Annotated in this window: 18 protein-coding genes; 9 read left to right on the top strand and 9 right to left on the bottom strand. The window is 60.4% G+C overall.

From position 1 onward, the window contains the following. Positions 1–58: 58 nt before the first annotated feature. From CH92_RS04705 to CH92_RS04715, 3 genes are all read right to left on the bottom strand, one after another. Positions 59–1,081, bottom strand: coding sequence for a DUF5924 family protein (locus CH92_RS04705; RefSeq protein ID WP_025240622.1), 1,023 nt, complete (start codon positions 1,079–1,081; stop codon positions 59–61). A gap of 268 nt (positions 1,082–1,349) precedes the next feature. Then, positions 1,350–1,835: a DUF2726 domain-containing protein gene (locus CH92_RS04710; protein ID WP_025240623.1), complete on the bottom strand. Its 486-nt coding sequence runs from the start codon at positions 1,833–1,835 to the stop codon at positions 1,350–1,352. 483 nt (positions 1,836–2,318) lie between these two features. After that, entirely contained in the window at positions 2,319–2,906 is a 588-nt protein-coding gene (locus tag CH92_RS04715; protein WP_025240624.1) for a TIGR00730 family Rossman fold protein, read from the bottom strand. Between the two features lie 720 nt (positions 2,907–3,626). Here CH92_RS04715 and CH92_RS04720 point away from each other — a divergent pair. Then, positions 3,627–4,538: an SDR family oxidoreductase gene (locus tag CH92_RS04720; protein WP_025240625.1), complete on the top strand. Its 912-nt coding sequence runs from the start codon at positions 3,627–3,629 to the stop codon at positions 4,536–4,538. 73 nt (positions 4,539–4,611) lie between these two features. On the opposite strand, the gene dauA is transcribed toward CH92_RS04720, so the two are convergent. Further along, positions 4,612–6,345: a C4-dicarboxylic acid transporter DauA gene (gene dauA, locus CH92_RS04725; RefSeq protein WP_025240626.1), complete on the bottom strand. Its 1,734-nt coding sequence runs from the start codon at positions 6,343–6,345 to the stop codon at positions 4,612–4,614. Positions 6,346–6,539: 194 nt separating this feature from the next. Between dauA and CH92_RS04730 the strand changes: the two genes are divergently transcribed. Then, a complete protein-coding gene (locus tag CH92_RS04730) occupies positions 6,540–6,827 on the top strand; it encodes a PA4642 family protein (RefSeq protein ID WP_025240627.1) in 288 nt (95 codons plus the stop codon). Positions 6,828–7,150: 323 nt separating this feature from the next. After that, entirely contained in the window at positions 7,151–8,641 is a 1,491-nt protein-coding gene (mqo, locus tag CH92_RS04735; protein WP_025240628.1) for a malate dehydrogenase (quinone), read from the top strand. Between the two features lie 60 nt (positions 8,642–8,701). Here mqo and CH92_RS04740 read toward each other — a convergent pair whose 3' ends face one another. After that, entirely contained in the window at positions 8,702–8,908 is a 207-nt protein-coding gene (locus tag CH92_RS04740; protein ID WP_025240629.1) for a hypothetical protein, read from the bottom strand. Positions 8,909–9,072: 164 nt separating this feature from the next. Here CH92_RS04740 and CH92_RS04745 point away from each other — a divergent pair, with 164 nt between their 5' ends. Then, positions 9,073–9,657 carry a YajG family lipoprotein gene (locus CH92_RS04745; protein ID WP_025240630.1) on the top strand — a complete coding sequence of 195 codons (585 nt, stop codon included), beginning with the start codon at positions 9,073–9,075 and terminating at the stop codon, positions 9,655–9,657. A gap of 231 nt (positions 9,658–9,888) precedes the next feature. Here the strand turns inward: CH92_RS04745 and CH92_RS04750 are convergent, their stop codons facing one another. Beyond that, the gene (locus tag CH92_RS04750; RefSeq protein WP_025240631.1) at positions 9,889–11,265 is read right to left on the bottom strand and encodes a DUF1329 domain-containing protein; all 1,377 of its coding nucleotides are present in this window, start codon (positions 11,263–11,265) and stop codon (positions 9,889–9,891) included. Between the two features lie 414 nt (positions 11,266–11,679). Here CH92_RS04750 and CH92_RS04755 point away from each other — a divergent pair, with 414 nt between their 5' ends. Further along, positions 11,680–11,976, top strand: a complete 297-nt coding sequence (locus CH92_RS04755; RefSeq protein WP_235206195.1) for a hypothetical protein — start codon at positions 11,680–11,682, stop codon at positions 11,974–11,976. Positions 11,977–12,000: 24 nt separating this feature from the next. On the opposite strand, the gene CH92_RS04760 is transcribed toward CH92_RS04755, so the two are convergent. After that, the gene (locus CH92_RS04760; protein ID WP_025240633.1) at positions 12,001–13,164 is read right to left on the bottom strand and encodes a 1-acyl-sn-glycerol-3-phosphate acyltransferase; all 1,164 of its coding nucleotides are present in this window, start codon (positions 13,162–13,164) and stop codon (positions 12,001–12,003) included. 252 nt (positions 13,165–13,416) lie between these two features. On the opposite strand from CH92_RS04760, the gene CH92_RS04765 reads away from it, so the two are divergent. The 4 genes from CH92_RS04765 (at position 13,417) to CH92_RS04780 (ending at position 15,503) form a co-directional block, all read left to right on the top strand. Then, a complete protein-coding gene (locus CH92_RS04765) occupies positions 13,417–13,599 on the top strand; it encodes a CPXCG motif-containing cysteine-rich protein (protein ID WP_025240634.1) in 183 nt (60 codons plus the stop codon). Next, positions 13,600–13,860, top strand: coding sequence for a DUF2007 domain-containing protein (locus CH92_RS04770; protein ID WP_025240635.1), 261 nt, complete (start codon positions 13,600–13,602; stop codon positions 13,858–13,860). Between the two features lie 73 nt (positions 13,861–13,933). Then, a complete protein-coding gene (locus tag CH92_RS04775; RefSeq protein WP_025240636.1) occupies positions 13,934–14,554 on the top strand; it encodes an SOS response-associated peptidase in 621 nt (206 codons plus the stop codon). A gap of 139 nt (positions 14,555–14,693) precedes the next feature. Further along, complete coding sequence (locus tag CH92_RS04780; protein ID WP_025240637.1) at positions 14,694–15,503, top strand: M48 family metallopeptidase; 810 nt, start codon at positions 14,694–14,696, stop codon at positions 15,501–15,503. 24 nt (positions 15,504–15,527) lie between these two features. Here the strand turns inward: CH92_RS04780 and CH92_RS04785 are convergent, their stop codons facing one another. After that, entirely contained in the window at positions 15,528–15,971 is a 444-nt protein-coding gene (locus CH92_RS04785; RefSeq protein ID WP_025240638.1) for an ester cyclase, read from the bottom strand. An 84-nt stretch (positions 15,972–16,055) separates the two neighbouring features. After that, positions 16,056–16,643, bottom strand: a complete 588-nt coding sequence (locus tag CH92_RS04790) for a TMEM165/GDT1 family protein (protein ID WP_025240639.1) — start codon at positions 16,641–16,643, stop codon at positions 16,056–16,058. Position 16,644 lies beyond the last annotated feature (1 nt).

Here is a 16,644-nt window from a genome sequence, read left to right on the forward strand (position 1 = left end):
CCCCGGCTAGCTCCACGATATCGACTGTTTAAATTCGAGTCGTGGCGGGCGGGACGGTTCATTCGGTGACCTCGAAGCGCAGCATGCCAATCATCTGCCCGGCTTCGGTCAGGACCCGCACGCGCCAGCGGCCCGTCGCCTTGTCGGGAAAGTTGCGCTTATGGGTCCAGGCGCGATAGCCCGCGTCACGGCCTCCGCTTATCTCCAGCGGGATGCGGTCAACTTTCCGGCCGTCATATTCCCATTCGTGGTAAATGCGCTCTTTTAGCCCGCGCGGCGCATTGATCGCGGTAAAGGCGTACAGGCCATTTGCGTGCAGCTCGCTGCTGGACAGCTGACGCAGGCGGCTGCCCGGTTCGCGCGAGGCATCGTCCATGCTCATGGTGACAGCAACGTCCGTGAGCCAAAGGGTCGCTGGCGGTACCCAGGTGCGCCCCATCCATCCGCCAAACGCGACGGCGACCGCCAGTAGCGGCACCGCGATCAGGCTCTTCCAGTTCCACTCGGGAAACAGGTCCCTCAGGCTGGGCAGGGCCAATAGCACGGCGATGCTCAGCGAGTAGAGATAGCTCTGCGCAGTGGACAGGTGAAAGATGATGGGCAGCGCCGTCAGCAGGACCGCGAACAGCGTCAAAGCATGGAACGCTAGATAGATCCAGCGGCGCGGCGCCAACCATTTGTAATACAGCGGATCGACCAGAGAAACCAGCGCTGCGATCCCCAGGATCACCGTAAAGACGGACTGGCCGCTGTTCCAGGTGGTCGTTATGAAGAAGAACGGAATGATGAAGAACAGACTTTCCTGATGCACCATCTGCGTGACGTAACGCAACAGCGGACGCGGCACCTTCCAGCCGAACATGCGTTCCAGGCCGCTGCGCAGGCTGTTTTCCAGCATCAGCCAGAGCCAGCTGACCAGCATCACGGCGGCGATGACTTTAGCCAGGCCGGCTTGGCGCTCGACCAGCACGAAGCTGGCGACGCCCGAGCAGAAGCCGAACAGTGCAACGGTACCGGGGTAGCGGCGGATCAGGCGCGAGGCCAGATCGAAAACGGAAGAAAGCCAGGATTTCAGCAGCATGTCGATTTCACGTTAAGAAATGTCTCCGGGGTGCGGTCGGGGGTCGTCTCCGGCGTCTGGCCTGGTCACGCCGTCGTTGCCGCCGAGATACCAGAAAAGCTGACAGCGGCGGTCTTCTGGCGGTTGGCCATCCGTACCCGAGCGGGACGAGCGGCTGATGAAACGGCTCGGGGATAGGTGATGCGGGCGTGTGACAGATAATCCGTCGTCGGATTCCCTTCGATGGGGTCAAGGAGCGCGCTCAGTGTCGCTGAGGGCTCCGATGCGGTCATGACGGGGCTGTCGTGGCTTGGTCTATCGCGGTGCGTACATCGCCATAGGAGCGTGCCGTTTCCGGCGTCAGGCGCACCAGTGGCAAATTGATCGTCTGGCAAAGCTCGCCGAGGAATGCATTGGTTTCGGATGCTTGTTCCATCTCGATGGCGCAGCGAGGCTCCAGCGTTTCCCGGTCACACAGGAGAAAATCGAAGCACGCCGCCGAGATCCGGTTGACCGCCTGGTACCAGGGCGCCCGGCGGGGAATCGCTGTCACCTCAGCTACCTCGGCGAGCCGTACCTTGACCAGAATGAGGTAATCCTCGCCTACCGCTTGCTGTAACAGTGCCAGCAATTGCTTTTCGCTCGGTTGCAGGAAGGGGCGCTTCAGTTGATAGGGCATCCGCAGTGCGGGATGGTTGAACTGCCGCTGCTTGATATAGAAGACCAGCGCGAAGCAGACGAAAGCCACCAGCACCAGACCGAGAAATGCGGTCATCTTGCGGCCATCGAAAAAGGGGTGAGTTGGACTGCCTGAACGGGCCGGACGCACATCGGGTTGTTCCTCAAGGTTTCAAAGAGATCGAGTCTGCACGTTGGAGAGGGCAGAGCGAGGGGAGTTCGTTTCAGGCATAGGCTGTACTTATCCCGATTATCTGTGCAGCGTTCTGTGGATAACCTATGAGCTGACCGTCGGAGACCATGTGGCACTAGCGCTTTCCGTACCTGATCATGCTTTGATCAATTGTCGAAGAGCTTGCTGAGAGGCACAGTGTCGTCTCATGCACAAGCTCTTACACTTTGATATTCAAGATTTTATTTAGACGAGGGCGCGGCGCTTACAGTTATCCCCGTTTACTGTGGAGACTGTTGTGGATAAGTGCGGGTAAAAGTCCCGGAGGTGCCATGCCCGTTGGGCTGGAAAAATCTGTTCGTTTTTCATACAGCCGCCGAGAGCGGTGCCGGCGGCCGAGGCTCGCAATCATACCGCCGAAGCGTTGTGCCAACGGTTGTCGGCGCTGGGCTGCCAATCGCTCAACAACTGCAACAGGGTCAGGGGGGATTCGCTTCGCTGTAGCATGCCGCGGAACCGCGGCTTCACGAAACCTTCCTCGACGAGGTGGTCCAGGAAGTGACTGAGCTTGCTATAGAACTGGTTGATGTCCAGCAGGCCGAGTGGCTTGCTGTGATAGCCCAGTTGTGCCCAGGTCCACACTTCGAACAGTTCTTCCAGGGTGCCGAGCCCGCCCGGCAGCGCAATGAAGGCATCGGATAATTCGGCCATGCGGGCCTTGCGCGCGTGCATACCGTCGACTACTTCCAGCCGCGTCAGCCCGGTATGACCGATCTCGGAGTCCTTCAGACTTTGCGGAATGATGCCGATCACTTCGCCCCCAGCGGCCATGGCGGCATCTGCCACCACGCCCATCAGACCAACCGCACCGCCGCCGTAGATCAGCCTGATGCCGCTTGCCGCCAGCGTCTGGCCCATCGCAATGGCCGCGTCCCGATAGATAGGGTTGCCACCGGTGCTGGCACCGCAGAATACGCAAATCGATTGCAGAGACATCGTCCACTCCGTCAGTCACTTGGCCGGCAGATTAACCCGTCGCCTAATGACGGCCAAGCCGAATGGCTCATTACTCGTGGCCTGCGTTCATACTGGTGCCGCTCGCAGCCAGCGCATAGTCAGCGAATAGCATTTGAAAGAAGTCGAAGTTGGGCATGACGGACGCTCCTGTGCTGCTGTGATTGGGGAAGATTATCCCTGCCAGGGTCATGGGCACGCTTATTTCTAGATATGGCCTCGATAGTTTCGCTGCCTTCGGCCGACTTATCCCCGATCACTGTGAAAGGATCTGTGGATAAGTTCTTGATGCCTCGCTGTAACCCTCGCCAGAATCAGCGTTGCGGGGATTGGTTGGTTTTTGATCAGCGCAACATAGCTGCATGCAAGTGACTGAAAAAATGAAGTTAATGGCTTTTTTGGCAATACGATGCGAGCACTAAACAGCCGCACAGTTGTTCACTGTCTTTGTTGGAAGCTCTGTGGATAACGTCGGGAAATGAATGGGAAAGGCCCGTCGCGTCTGACCTGCGGCAGACTGGACGATAAATGACCAACCTTTGCGACCTCTTCGGCCCTTCTCGCGCAAGCTGATTCATCATCCCGCAGCGTTATGCCGGGGCATTCATTCGCGCCCGTTTGATTGTGACCCGGGTTGGCCTCGTCGACACTCGTTGCACCTTTGTAATGTCATCCAATAACCATCTGCTGGAGGAACCCCGAATGAGTGAAGCCATCCGCTTCGAAGACAAAGTGGTAATTGTGACCGGCGCTGGTGGTGGTCTTGGTCGCGCCCATGCGCTGCTGTTCGCCCGCCACGGGGCCAAGGTGGTGGTCAACGATCTCGGCGGCAGTGCTCAGGGCGAGGGTGCCAACAGTTCCGCAGCCGATCGCGTCGTGGAGGAAATTCGCCAGGCCGGCGGCACTGCGGTTGCCAACCACGACTCGGTTACCGAGGGCGAGAAGGTGGTACAGCATGCGCTCGATGCCTTCGGTCGTATCGACGTCGTGGTCAACAACGCCGGCATCCTTCGCGACAAGACCTTTCATAAGATGGAAGACGCCGACTGGGATCTGGTCTACCGCGTGCACGTCGAAGGTGCCTACAAGGTGACCCGCGCCGCGTGGCCGCACATGCGTGAGCAGGGTTATGGTCGGGTGATCTTCACCGCGTCGACATCCGGGATCTACGGCAACTTCGGCCAGTCCAACTACGGCATGGCCAAACTGGGCCTCTATGGCCTGACCCGCACCCTGGCGCTGGAAGGTCGTAAGAACAACATTCTGGTCAATGCCATCGCCCCTACTGGCGGCACGCGCATGACTGAAGGGCTGATCCCGCCGCAGGTCTTCGAACAGCTCAAGCCCGAACTGGTCAGCCCGCTGGTGGTGTATCTGGCCAGCGAACAATGTCAGGAAACGTCCGGCCTGTTCGAAGTGGGCGGCGGCTGGATGGGGAAGGTTCGCTGGGAGCGTAGCTTGGGCGCGGGCTTCGACCCGAAGGCAGGCTTCGATGCCGAAGACGTCGCGGCCAACTGGCAGCAGATCTGCGATTTCGAGAATGCCGCGCATCCAGCCGACAATATGGAAGCGCTGAAGGAAATGATGGCCAACCTGCAGAAGCACGCCGGCTAAGGCCACCGGGCCGGACCGGGTTTTAGGTGCAACCCCGCGCCCGGCCGCCCGGCTTTGGTCCGGCCTGGACGAATCAGCTCACGGCGGAGGTCGGCGCGCTTGCTGGCAGCAGACGCAAGGCCTTCGCCCGAGCCTGGGCGAGATCGCGTACGTAATACAGCTGTCCTTCGAGCAGGTGGATGCCGGCGCGACGCAGCTTGAGCCTTATCCGGGCGTTACTGCCGCAGAGAATCAGTGCGACATCCTGTTTCCGATAGTCCAGCAGGACGTTCTCCAGCGCCGCCAGGGCCGTCATGTCCAGCGTCGGCACGCCACTGATATCGACGATGACGATCTTCACTTCCGGGTTGAAGCGCCGCAGTACGCTCAATGCCTTCTCCGCAGCACCGAAGAACAACGGACCGCGAATCGCATAGGCGGCAACGTGCTCGGGCAGATCCTGCAGTAGCTGGTTCTGGGCGGATCGCAGGCTGGTGGTATCGGTCAATTCGCTCATGCGCTTGATAAATAAACCCGCGGCCAGCAGCAGGCCGACGCCGACCGCCAGCACCATGTCGAACAGCACCGTAAGGATCAGGCACGTCAGCAGCACCAGCACATCGCTACGAGGTGCGATACGCAGCGTCCTGAGTACGTGCGGTGCTTCGCTCATGTTCCAGGCCACCATCAGCAGCAGCGCCCCCAGGGCTGCCATCGGCAGATAGCTGAACAAGGGCGCCAGCCAGAGGATGGCGACCAGTACCACGCCCGCATGAATAATCGCCGCCAGCGGTGAGAAAGCGCCTGCGCGCACATTGGTGGCGCTGCGGGCAATGGCTGCGGTGGCGGTGATGCCGCCGAACAGAGGCGCGATCAGATTGCCGATACCCTGACCCAGCAACTCGGCGTTCGGGTCATGACTGCTGCCGGTCATGCCGTCGGTCACCACGGCGCAGAGCAACGACTCGATAGCGCCCAGCATGGCGATGGCAAACGCAGGGGCCAACAACTGACGGAACAGCTCGAAGCTCAGCATCAGCGGTTTCCCATCCGCGCCGGGCAATAGCCAGGGCCAAGCGAAATCGGGAAGAAACGGCGGTATGCCGGGTTGGGAGACGCCATCGACCATGTAGCTGAAGCGTTCGCCCAGCGTGGCCACGGCCAGATTGGACGATTCCAGCGCCATTCCAGCAAGCGCGCCTACGACTAGCGCCACCAGATGACCAGGTACCTTTGGCACCAGACGCGGCCAGACGATCAACACTGTCAGGCAGATCATGGCCACAAGCGCGTCACCTGGCTGCACGCTGGGTAGTGCGCGAACCAGTTGAATCAGCTGCTCCACGTAGTGTTGAGGTTGCTCGGCAATAGTCAGCCCGAGCATGTCCTTGAGTTGCAAGGTCGCGATGACGATGCCGATGCCCGCGGTAAATCCCAGGGTGACCGGATAGGGCACGAAAGCGATCAGCTTGCCCGCGCGCAGCAACCCGAGCGCAATCAGGATCAGCCCTGCAAGCATGGTGCAGAGCAATAACCCGCCGATGCCGAACTGCTGGGTGATCGGCAGCAAAATGACCACGAACGCGGCCGTCGGCCCGGACACGTTGAACCGGGAGCCGCCCATTAGCGCGATCAGCGGCGCGGCAATCAGCACCGTATACAGACCCTGTTGCGGCGCAACGCCCACCGCAATCGCCAGTGCCATCGCCAGCGGGATGGCGATGATGCCCACGGTCAGCCCGGCGATGACGTCGCCGCGCAATGCGTGGGCGTCGTAGCCCGCACGCAGGGCCTGACGCCAGGCAGCGAAGAGGGGCGGAAGGTTCATGCCAGACATTCCTTGTTGCGCAAAGCGCGAGTATAAGCACAGCGCTCGACGGTGCGTATGCGGGGGCGGGACAGGCTCGATAAATCGGCGATTTTCGAGTACGACCTTGGTCGCAACGCGCGCTGGCGCGTTGAGTGCGACCGTCGCGCGGAGTAAACTGCCGCCCCCGTAAGGCTCGTCGAACCGGAGAAACCATGCGTAAAGACAAGAAACAGGTGATCGGCGAAGAGATCAGCGACGAATCGATCCGGTTGTTTCTCGAGCCGGAGCCGGCTGACGAAACACCGCCCTCGCTGCACAAGCTGATCAAGGCTTATCGAGGTTTGCGAGTCGATGATTTCGAGCGTTTTCTGGGATTCTTTGTCGAAGCCGGATACGACCTGAGCGCGAAAGATGCCAACGGGAGCGATTTCGTTGCGCTGGTTGCTGACCAGCGTCAGGCCGAGCCCTATATCGAACTGATCAAGGCCGCTCGCGGCTGATTCATCGCTCCGGCGGAGCGTCTACCGAGGCGCGCTGCCCGTTGGACTGGCTGAGCAACCGACAGCCGCAATCGATTTTCTCGCTGCATGCGTCTCGTAGAGCCAGGCCTGTCGCCATGCTCCGGGAAGCAGCGGAGCGAGAGGGAGGAGGCCAAAAGCCGTTCTCCCGACAGCGGACAGCTACCCTGAGGTGGCTGTCTTCGGGCACAAGCCCGAGCAGCGGTATGAAACTTACTCCGTTTCTAGCCGCCTGGCTGGTGGTTCTACACGATCGCGTACTGCGGTCGTGACAGTTTAATGCTGTGATTCTGGAGAACGCGTTAATGACGCAACACGATAGCGAAGCCGTGGATTTGGTACTGGTGGGAGCCGGTATCATGAGTGCGACTCTGGCAGTACTGCTCAAGGAACTCGATCCCGACATCAAGCTGGAAATCGTCGAACTGCAGGAGTCCGGGGCCGTCGAGAGCTCGAATCCCTGGAACAACGCCGGCACTGGCCACGCTGGGCTGTGTGAGTTGAACTACACACCGGACAATAAAGACGGCCCGATCGATATCAAGAAAGCCGTCACCATCAATACCCAGTTCGAGGTTTCCAAGCAGTTCTGGGCCTACCTGACGGGTCGTGAAGGTTTCGGCAGCCCCCGTGACTTCCTCAACGTCGTGCCGCATCTGAGCTTCGTCCGCGGTGCCAAGAACATCGACTTCCTTAAGCGCCGCTTCGACGCGCTGAAAACCCATCATGCCTTCGAAAACATGGTCTACACCGAAGACCGTGCCACGATGGAAGAGTGGATGCCGTTGATGATGCCGGGCCGTCCGGTCGACGAGCCGATTGCTGCGACCCGCGCGCTGAACGGCACTGACGTCAACTTCGGTGAACTGACTCGGCAGATGCTGGAATATCTCGCGGCCAAGCCGGGCGTGAAGATGTCCTATTTCCAAAAAGTCACCGGCCTCGAGCGCAACGGCAAGGGCTGGCGCGTGGAAATCAAGAACACGCGTGACGGTAGCAGCCGTGAGCTGGATACCGGCTTCGTCTTTCTCGGCGCGGGTGGCGGAGCGCTGCCGCTGCTGCAGATGTCCGATATCGAAGAAGGCAAAGGCTACGGCGGATTTCCGGTCAGCGGCCAATGGCTGCGCTGCGACAATCCGGAAATCGTCAAGCAACATCAGGCAAAGGTCTACAGCCTGGCGGCCGTGGGTGCGCCACCGATGTCCGTTCCGCATCTGGATACGCGCGTCGTGGACGGCAACAAATCGCTGCTGTTCGGACCCTATGCCGGCTTCACCACCAAATTCCTCAAGTATGGGTCGCCGCTCGACCTGCCGTTGTCGATCCGCCCGAGCAATATCAAGCCGATGCTGGCCGTCGCGCGCGACAACATGGACCTGACTCGCTACCTGATCAAGGAGGTCCGGCAATCCATGGAGGACCGCCTGGACACGCTGCGTGGTTTCTACCCGGAAGCCAAGGCCGAAGATTGGCGTCTGGAGGTGGCGGGTCAGCGCGTGCAGATCATTAAGAAGGATCCCAAAAAAGGCGGCATCCTGCAGTTCGGCACCGAGCTGGTAGCGGCGCGGGACGGCTCCATCGCTGCCCTGCTAGGGGCCTCTCCGGGCGCTTCGGTCACCGTATCGATCATGCTCGACCTGATCGATCGATGCTTCCCGGAACAGGCGAAAAGCGAAGCCTGGAGTCGCAAACTTGGCGAAATCTTCCCGGCCCGCGAAAAAGTTCTGGAAACAGACGCGGTGGCATACCGTGAAGTTGCTGCCATGGTCGATAAGCGTCTGGGCCTGGCTGACTGAGCACTGCGTTCGACGTTGCCCGATGCCGCGCTGCTTTCACTGGCAGCGCGGCTTTTTCGTTCATGGGGCGAGCGAAACGCCGGGTTTTAGCGCCGCCTGCGGCAACGACTGACCGATCCATCCAAGGCGTATTTCCATTACTTCGAACCAAAGTTCGCCGTGCGGGCGTTGGGTGGACGTCAACAGCATACGGCAGCGCTGCTGGTCATCGATTAAGGCGTAATGGCGTCGTGTCGGACGCCTGAACAGGGCGGTCAGCAGGGTCATGAAGTGGCTTCCTGAGGGCTTCGGCGCTTTATCGCACTCTGGCGTTACCGTTCGATGAACGCAGCCTTGTCGTGGCAAAGCGGGTCTTTTACGCATCCGCTGTCAGGCCGTTGCAAGGCTGGTTATACTCCGCGGCATTCATCCCTTATCTGGAGAAAGACAGCATGCTGAAACGCCTGTTGTTCAGTCTTGCCGCCGCCTCGGCGCTGGCTCTGGCTGGTTGCGCACACAGCCCGCAACAGCTCGACCCGACCCCTAAGATCACCGGCACCATCAACCCCGTTGGGCAAGGGCAGCCGGTATCGGTGCGAGTCGTGGATGGTCGCCCCTCTTCGACGCTGGGTACCCGCGGTGGTCTGTATCCAGAAACCAGCGCCGTGATCGTGCCAAAGGAAAAGGTTATTCCCAAGCTTCAGGCAGAGGCCGAAGCGGCGGTACGCCTGCTTGGCTTCACACCGTCGCCCAATGCCTATAACGCTCCTCAGTTGACCCTGACGTTGGCCGAGCTGAAATACCAGTCGCCGAAGGAAGGGCTCTATGTGACCGAGGCGACCATCGGCGCAACCTTCCGCGTCGAGGTACAGAACGGTGGCCGCCGTTACACCGGCCGCTATGGCGCCTCACTGGATCAGCGTTTCGGTATGGCACCGAACGAGCAGACCAACACCAAGTTGGTCAGCGAAGTATTGAGCGATGCGTTGAGCCGCGCATTCCGCGACCAGAACATTGGGCAGGTACTGTCCCAGTAATAAGCGCTTGGCCGGTCGATCCTGCCCCACAAAAAAACCCGCATCTCGATGCGGGTTTTTTGTTTCGACGCCCTCCGTGACAGGCTTCGAAGATGCAATGCGCAGGAGCCAAGCGTTGCCGTCACGGATGCTTAGTTGCCAAAGCGAGTAAAAGATCGAGCGCAAAAAAAACGCCCCGGCAGCGCACTGCTCGGGGCGTTTTCATGAGCGGCAGGACCGCAAGTGCTCGGATCAGCGCACGCCGGAATTGCGCAGTGCAGCGGGAGTGTACTGATTGGAGTTGGCTTCGTAGTTATAAACGTACGGGTTCTTCTCCTCGTTCTTCATGCCCATCACCAGGTAGCGACCGGAAACCAGGTCGTACAGGGTTTCCATCGAATACAGCGGTACCTGCACATTGAAGAAGTACTGTGAGTGAGCCTCGGCGACGCGCCACAGGGTATTGCGGCCGTCGTAGTGGTCGATCACCGCAGCCTGCCAGGTGTCCTCGTCGATGAAGAAATGGCGCTTGGCGTAGATGTGGCGCTCGCCGCTCTTCAAGGTTGCTTCGACTTCCCACACGCGGTGCAGCTCGTAGCGGGTCAGGTCCTGATTGATGTGGCCAGCCTGGATGATGTCGTCATATTTAAGTTTCGGCGAATCCAGGCGGTAGGAGTTGTAGGGTATGTACATCTCCTTCTTGCCCACCAGCTTCCAGTCGTAGCGGTCCGGTGCGCCGTTGAACATGTCCAGGTTGTCGGCGGTACGCAGACCGTCGGCCGCGGTGCCGGGGCCGTCATAAGCAACTTGCGGGGCACGACGCACACGGCGCTGGCCGGCGTTATAGATCCATGCCATGCGGGGTTCTTTCACCTGATCCAGGGTTTCGTGCACCAGCAGGACGTTACCGGCCAGTCGCGACGGTTCGGTGACTTGTTGTTTGAAGTAGAAGAGGATGTTGCCGTGCTTCTCCGGGTTGTAGTCGCGCAAGGTGTCGGTATAGACCACTTCGTCGACGAATTTGACCAGGTTGTAGCTGCCATTCACCTGAGGCGTAGCCTGCGCTACGACGCGACGGGCCGAGCCGCCCCGGTAGCGGGTGATATGGTTCCAAGCCACTTCCAGGCCATTTTGAGGAATCGGGAAGGCGATTGCGGTATCGAAGCCTTCCAGGCCGTTTCCGCCGCGGACCAGCTTGGTCTGGGTCGCGTTCTTCTTTGCCGCGTCGTAGATCCGTTGCGGTACTGCAGCGCTACGGTGGGTTTCGAAAACCGGCAGGCGATAGGTGTCGGGGTAGCGCTTGAGCATGGCGATCTGGCCAGGGCTCAGGTTGTCTTTGTATTGCTCGACGTTTTGCGCCGTGATGGTGAACTTCGGCTTGTCGTTCGGATACGGGTCACCAACGAAGCCATCGGCGCTGACGGCTGCGGCATCCTGTGACAGGCCTCCTGTCCAGGCTGGAATAGTGCCGGCGGCGTTGCCGGCTTTTTCTGCACCGATCGGCGTCAGGGTGTCACCCAGCTTGGCGGCCTCCGATTCGGATACCGCCGCCATGGCTCCGCTTGCCAGCAGGGCGCTTGCCAGCAAAGAGAGTGTGAGGGCCCCCGTCTTTAACGTGTTCTTATTCATTGTTAGTCCTGTTGATTCTGGGTAACTGATTTCCTGCGAGGGATGCCGTAAGCGCGGCGTTCGCAGGTGGCGACCTCCACGAAAGAAGCGGCGGACCCTTGAAGGCCCGGTAAGTGGCGTCAGGGACGCAGCGACTTACAAGTTGCCATTCGCTCGACTCCGTGGCAGTCCCGCCTGGTTGCTCAATTCAGGCGCACGCTCTATTCCGGTTGTCCGAGACGAGATGAGGGTGTAGCTGGGGAGGACTATAAGTCAACAATCGAGGCGGGGCCTATCTGCATAAATGGCGCAAATACCCGGCAAATTGCCATCGCTCGGTTACGTTTCGCTTTGTCGGAAATGGCTGAACCAGCGGTTGCGCTTCGGTAGACTCCGCAGCCGCAATGACGCTCGATACCGGGCCAGCATTTCTTGGTGTTCGTGGAGGTTCGGTTGTTACTGAATATCGACTTTTCGGGGCTATCCGGTCTCGCCACTCTGCTTAATTCGATGGCGTTGCTAATCGCCCTCAGTGGCGGCTGGTTGCTGGTGGCGACACGCTGGCGTCGTCAGCTCGCGGCTAATGCGGCGTCTCTTGCCGGTATCAGCCCATCGTCTGATAGGCAGCTCAGCGCGGCGGGAACCCAACGCATCGACCGGTTCTTCTATGGTTTCGCTTTCAGCAGCCTGGCGCTGGCCTGGCTGCTTTCTGCACTTACCCGACTGGCGTAAAGCCAGACGGGTGTCACCTGGCGTTTAGAGGCTCAAGCCTGCCTTCAGCCTGTACTGATTGCGTACCGGTGTGGCGTATTGCTGGATCAGGTAAGGCTGTTGGACGCTTGGGCATGCCGCCAGGCGCTTGCTCCATTCGGCCTCGGCGCGAGCGATTTCTTCGCGGCTGAACAGTTCGCCGAGCTCGGGTATCGACAGCGCCGAATCGCATCCGTCCCAAATCCGATACGCCAGATAATTCACCGGAAACAGGCGGTAGTCGCAGAGAATCTGCTGGTCGATGGCGATCGCCAGTTGCTTGGCATCGCTCGGGACATCGGTGATCGGCGTGCCGAAGCTGACGTGCACGCGGCCTTTGTAGCCGGTGATACCCAGTGCAATGCTGGTGTCATCCTCACCCGGTGCCTTGGTGTAGGTACCGGTGGTGGCGCGGATATAGAGCTCGCGGGCCTTGGCCTGATCGCAGGGATCGTACTCATAGCTGATCGAGACCGGAGTGGGGCGCAGGGCCGCCATGACGTCGTCAAAAGGTTCGTCCTTGCGGCTCATGTGCAGCATCTTGAGGATGGCCGAGTCGGTGCGGTCGTCGCCGTCTTTGGCTCGCCCTTCGGCCTGAGCAATCCAGATCGACTCGCCGTCATTGCGAATCGAATGATTGATGTAGGCGGAAAGCACTTGGTAGGCCGCGAGCTTCTCACGTCGGCCGGTCACCGAGCGGCGTACGATGAAGCTCTTGTTCAGCCGCATCAGGTCGCTGACGAAGGGGCGTTGCAGTAGGTTGTCGCCAATGGCGATGCGCGGTGTGCGCATCTTGGCCTGAAACACCGCGTAGTTGACGAAAGCCGGATCCATCACAATGTCACGGTGGTTGGCCAGAAACAGATAGGCGCAGCCCGGCTGGATTTTTTCCAGTCCGGAATAAGTGATGCCATCTGTGGCGCGCTCGATAGTGCGGTCGAGGTACATCTCGATCCGCGCCTGCAGCGTGTCGACCGAATGGATGCTGGCGAACTCGCGCCGCAGGCGCTGCGCTATAAGGGGTTTCAACATCCAGCCCATCGGGCCGGCCAGGCGCGGAAAACGGAAGTGCGCCAGAATATCGAGGAACTCCCGGTCGGCGAACAGTCGCGCCATCACGGCAGGGACTTCTGCGTCGGCATAGGGTCGGATGGCTTCGAATTCGTCCATCATGCTCTCTGTAAAGGAAACAACTGAATGACCCCACTCATATCGGAGTCGAAATTAGGGTCTGTTGAGGTTTCGACGCGGTCTCGGCGCAAGCGCTGGACAGGGCGCGAGTCGTCCGGTTGGGGCATTCGCAACATGCGGCGAGTCATACCACTATGCTTCAAGCAGGTCCGCCTTCGGGAGGCAACACGCCGGACGCATTCTCATCAGACTGAACGGCGATTATAGCGGCAAGTCAGGCAGGAGACGCTGATGCTGGAATCACAGGATTACCAATGCCCCTATTGCGGCGAAGCAGTGGACGCACTGCTTGATCTGAGTGGCGGGGATCAGCGTTACATCGAGGATTGTCCGGTCTGTTGCCGGCCGATCACTTTCGACCTGCGGACCGACGGGACCGACTGGCAGCTTGATGTGCTGCGGGAGGATGAGTAGGTGCAGCGCGTTTACGAACCTCGTGATCTGCTCGAAGCGGAAATGCTGCGCGGCATGTTGACCGCCGAAGGTGTTGAGGTGTTTTTGAGCGGGCGGCACCTGATCGGTGCTGTGGGCGAATTGCCGGCGGCCGGTCTGCTCGGATTGATGGTTGACGATGAGCAGGCCGAGCGCGCACGTCAGCTGATCGCTGAGTACAATGGCGCCGAGCTGCTGCCGGGTGACGAGCCGGAAAGCTATCCCGGCGAGCTCATCTGTTGACTCAGGCCGAATGAATGGCCGCAGTCCGCGCCGATAAGCCGGCGTCCTTTGTCCTCCAACGAGTCCTGTTTCCATGTGTGGCCGCTACGCCCTGTTTCGCTGGAGTCCGGCCTTTGCCGCGCTGCCCGGTTTCCCCGCCGACCAACAACCGCACTGGAGCCTGGCGCCCGGTGCGTCGGTTTTGCTGCTGCGGCAGATCGACGACGAACTGCAGCTCGACAGCGTACGGTGGGGACTGACCCCCGCCTGGCTGACCGATTTCACCCGGACGCCGGCACAGGCGCGGGCAGAAACGTTAGCCGAGCAGCCGATGTTTCGCGACGCCTATCGCTTGCGCCGGGGCGTGCTGCCAGCCAACGGCTTTTACGAATGGCGCGGCACCGCGCGCAAGCGGCCCTACTGGATGACCGGAGAAGATTCGCTGATCTATTTCGCGGCGATCTGGGAAGCCTATCCGGTGCAGGGTCATACCTATCTCAGTGCGGCTGTGGTGACGCTGCCCGCAGCGAATCAGCGGCGCCCATTGATGCTGGATCAGGCTGCGATGACCGCCTGGCTCGATCCCCAGACCACGCCTGAAGCACTGCGGTTACTGCTGGCTGCACCGCAGCCGGCGTTACGCGAGCGGCCCCTGGCGACTTTGGTCAATGACCCTAAGCTGGATGCTCCGGAGTGCCTGACACCAGTGAACTAGCCACGGGCCAGGTACATTGAGTGGGAGCGGCGTTGGGCGCTGCCGCCGAGGGCGTGGCCTGGGTGGCAGCGTCAGCAGTCGGTTGCTCGGTCGCCGGGCTCGCTCTAGCATACGGCGCAGAATCCATGGGAGACGCGACATGCTCAAGCGGCATCCATTAGCTCTTTTTCTGGCGGCCTCCGTGCTCGCCGGTTGTCAGGCCGTCAATACAACCAGTGGCGGTGCGGTCGGGGTCGATCGTAAACAGTACATGTTCAGCATGTTATCGACCGAACAGGTCAACCAGATGTATGCCCAGTCTTATCAACAGACCCTGAGTGAAGCCTCCCAGAAAGGCATGCTCGAAAAAAGCAGCGCAGTCAGCAAGCGCGTCAATGCCATTGCCCAGCGGCTGATCGCCGAAGTGCCTGCGTTCCGCGCGGATGCGGCGCAATGGGACTGGGAGGTCAATGTGATCGACAGCCCGGAACTGAACGCCAACTGCGGCCCGGGCGGCAAGATCATCTTCTATACCGGGCTGATCGAAAAACTGAAGCTGACCGACGACGAAATTGCTGCGGTGATGGGCCATGAAATTGCCCACGCGCTGCGTGAGCACGGCCGCGAGGCGATGTCCAAAGCCTACGGCGTGCAAATGGCGACACAGATCGGTTCGGCCTTTGGGGTTGGCGATGGCAGTCTGCAGCTCGCCAACATGGGCGTCGAATACCTGATGACGTTGCCCAATAGTCGCAGCAACGAAAACGAGGCCGATCTGATCGGGTTGGAATTGGCGGCGCGCGCTGGTTACAACCCGAACGCGGCGGTCAGTCTATGGCAGAAGATGGCGGCCGAAGGCGGTTCGGCACCGCCGGAATTCCTCAGCACGCACCCGTCTTCGAGCAGTCGTACTCAGGCGCTGCAGCAGAATATTCCGAAGGTGATGCCGCTGTACCAGCAGCGACGCTAAGGCCTGCAGCTGCCATCGCACGGGTCAGGTCGGTGGCAGCGTTACCGGGATCGGGCTGTCCATGCCCAGCTGTTTGCGGGCGCTTTCAAGATCGAACAGCGTGTTGATTTCCTCAATGTCGCCTCCAGGGTTGAGAGTCCAGATCGACATGGCGGCGACGGTGAGAATCTTGCCGCTCGGCGCGATGCCGAACACGGGTTTCTCCAACGTACCGAAAAGGGTGCTGGAGGTGACCACGCGGTTGCCTTCGCTGAGGCATTCATCCACTACCACCTCCAGGTCCGGGAACGCCTGACGGATTTCCCGCACGATCAGGCCGAAACCGGCACTGTTGACCGGTTGTGCGATGAACGAACTCCTGTAGCTGAAGTAACGACTCTGCAGCTGTTCGGCCAGTGCCAGACGACCCTTGGTCCAGCTCAGGTCGATATGCTGCTGCACCCGCCGTTTTCGTTCCTCCGGTGACATGCCGCCTGCTCCCCTCAAGTGCCGCCAGAATGCGGTGAAGGCGCACTCTAACAGCACCGGCCACATGGCAATTTGCGCTGCGTATCAGACTGGAAGCGTGCCGCTCAAGGTTAGGGCCTGATAGACGGCATACAACGCCAACGCGGCGAAGCCGACGGCGGCAACACGGCGGATCAGGGTGAGCGGCATGCGATCGGCCGCGAAATTTCCAGCCAGTACTACCGGCACGTTGGCGATCAGCATGCCGAGCGTGGTGCCAATAATTACCAAGATGAAATTAGGGTACTGCGCGGCCAGCACGACCGTCGCGACCTGGGTCTTGTCACCCATCTCGGCGAGGAAGAAGGCGATCAGGGTTGCGACGAATGGGCCGAAGCGCCGACCGCGCGAGGCTTCGTCTTCCTCGAGTTTGTCCGGTACCAGCGTCCACAGTGCCACGGCGGCAAAGGATGCTGCCAGAACCCAGCTGAGGATGGTGGGTGAGACCAGCGATGAAACCCAGCTGCCCACGGCCCCGGCTGCGGTATGGTTGGCCAGCGTGGCGATGACGATGCCCCAGATTATCGGCAGCGGACGCCGATAGCGGGCCGCAAGCAGCAGGGCGAGCAGCTGCGTCTTGTCGCCGATCTCGGCCAGGGCAACGATCAGGGTGGGGATGTAGAAGGATTCCAAG

Origin of the sequence: Stutzerimonas stutzeri (assembly GCF_000590475.1) — a bacterium.
Lineage (GTDB): Bacteria > Pseudomonadota > Gammaproteobacteria > Pseudomonadales > Pseudomonadaceae > Stutzerimonas > Stutzerimonas stutzeri_D.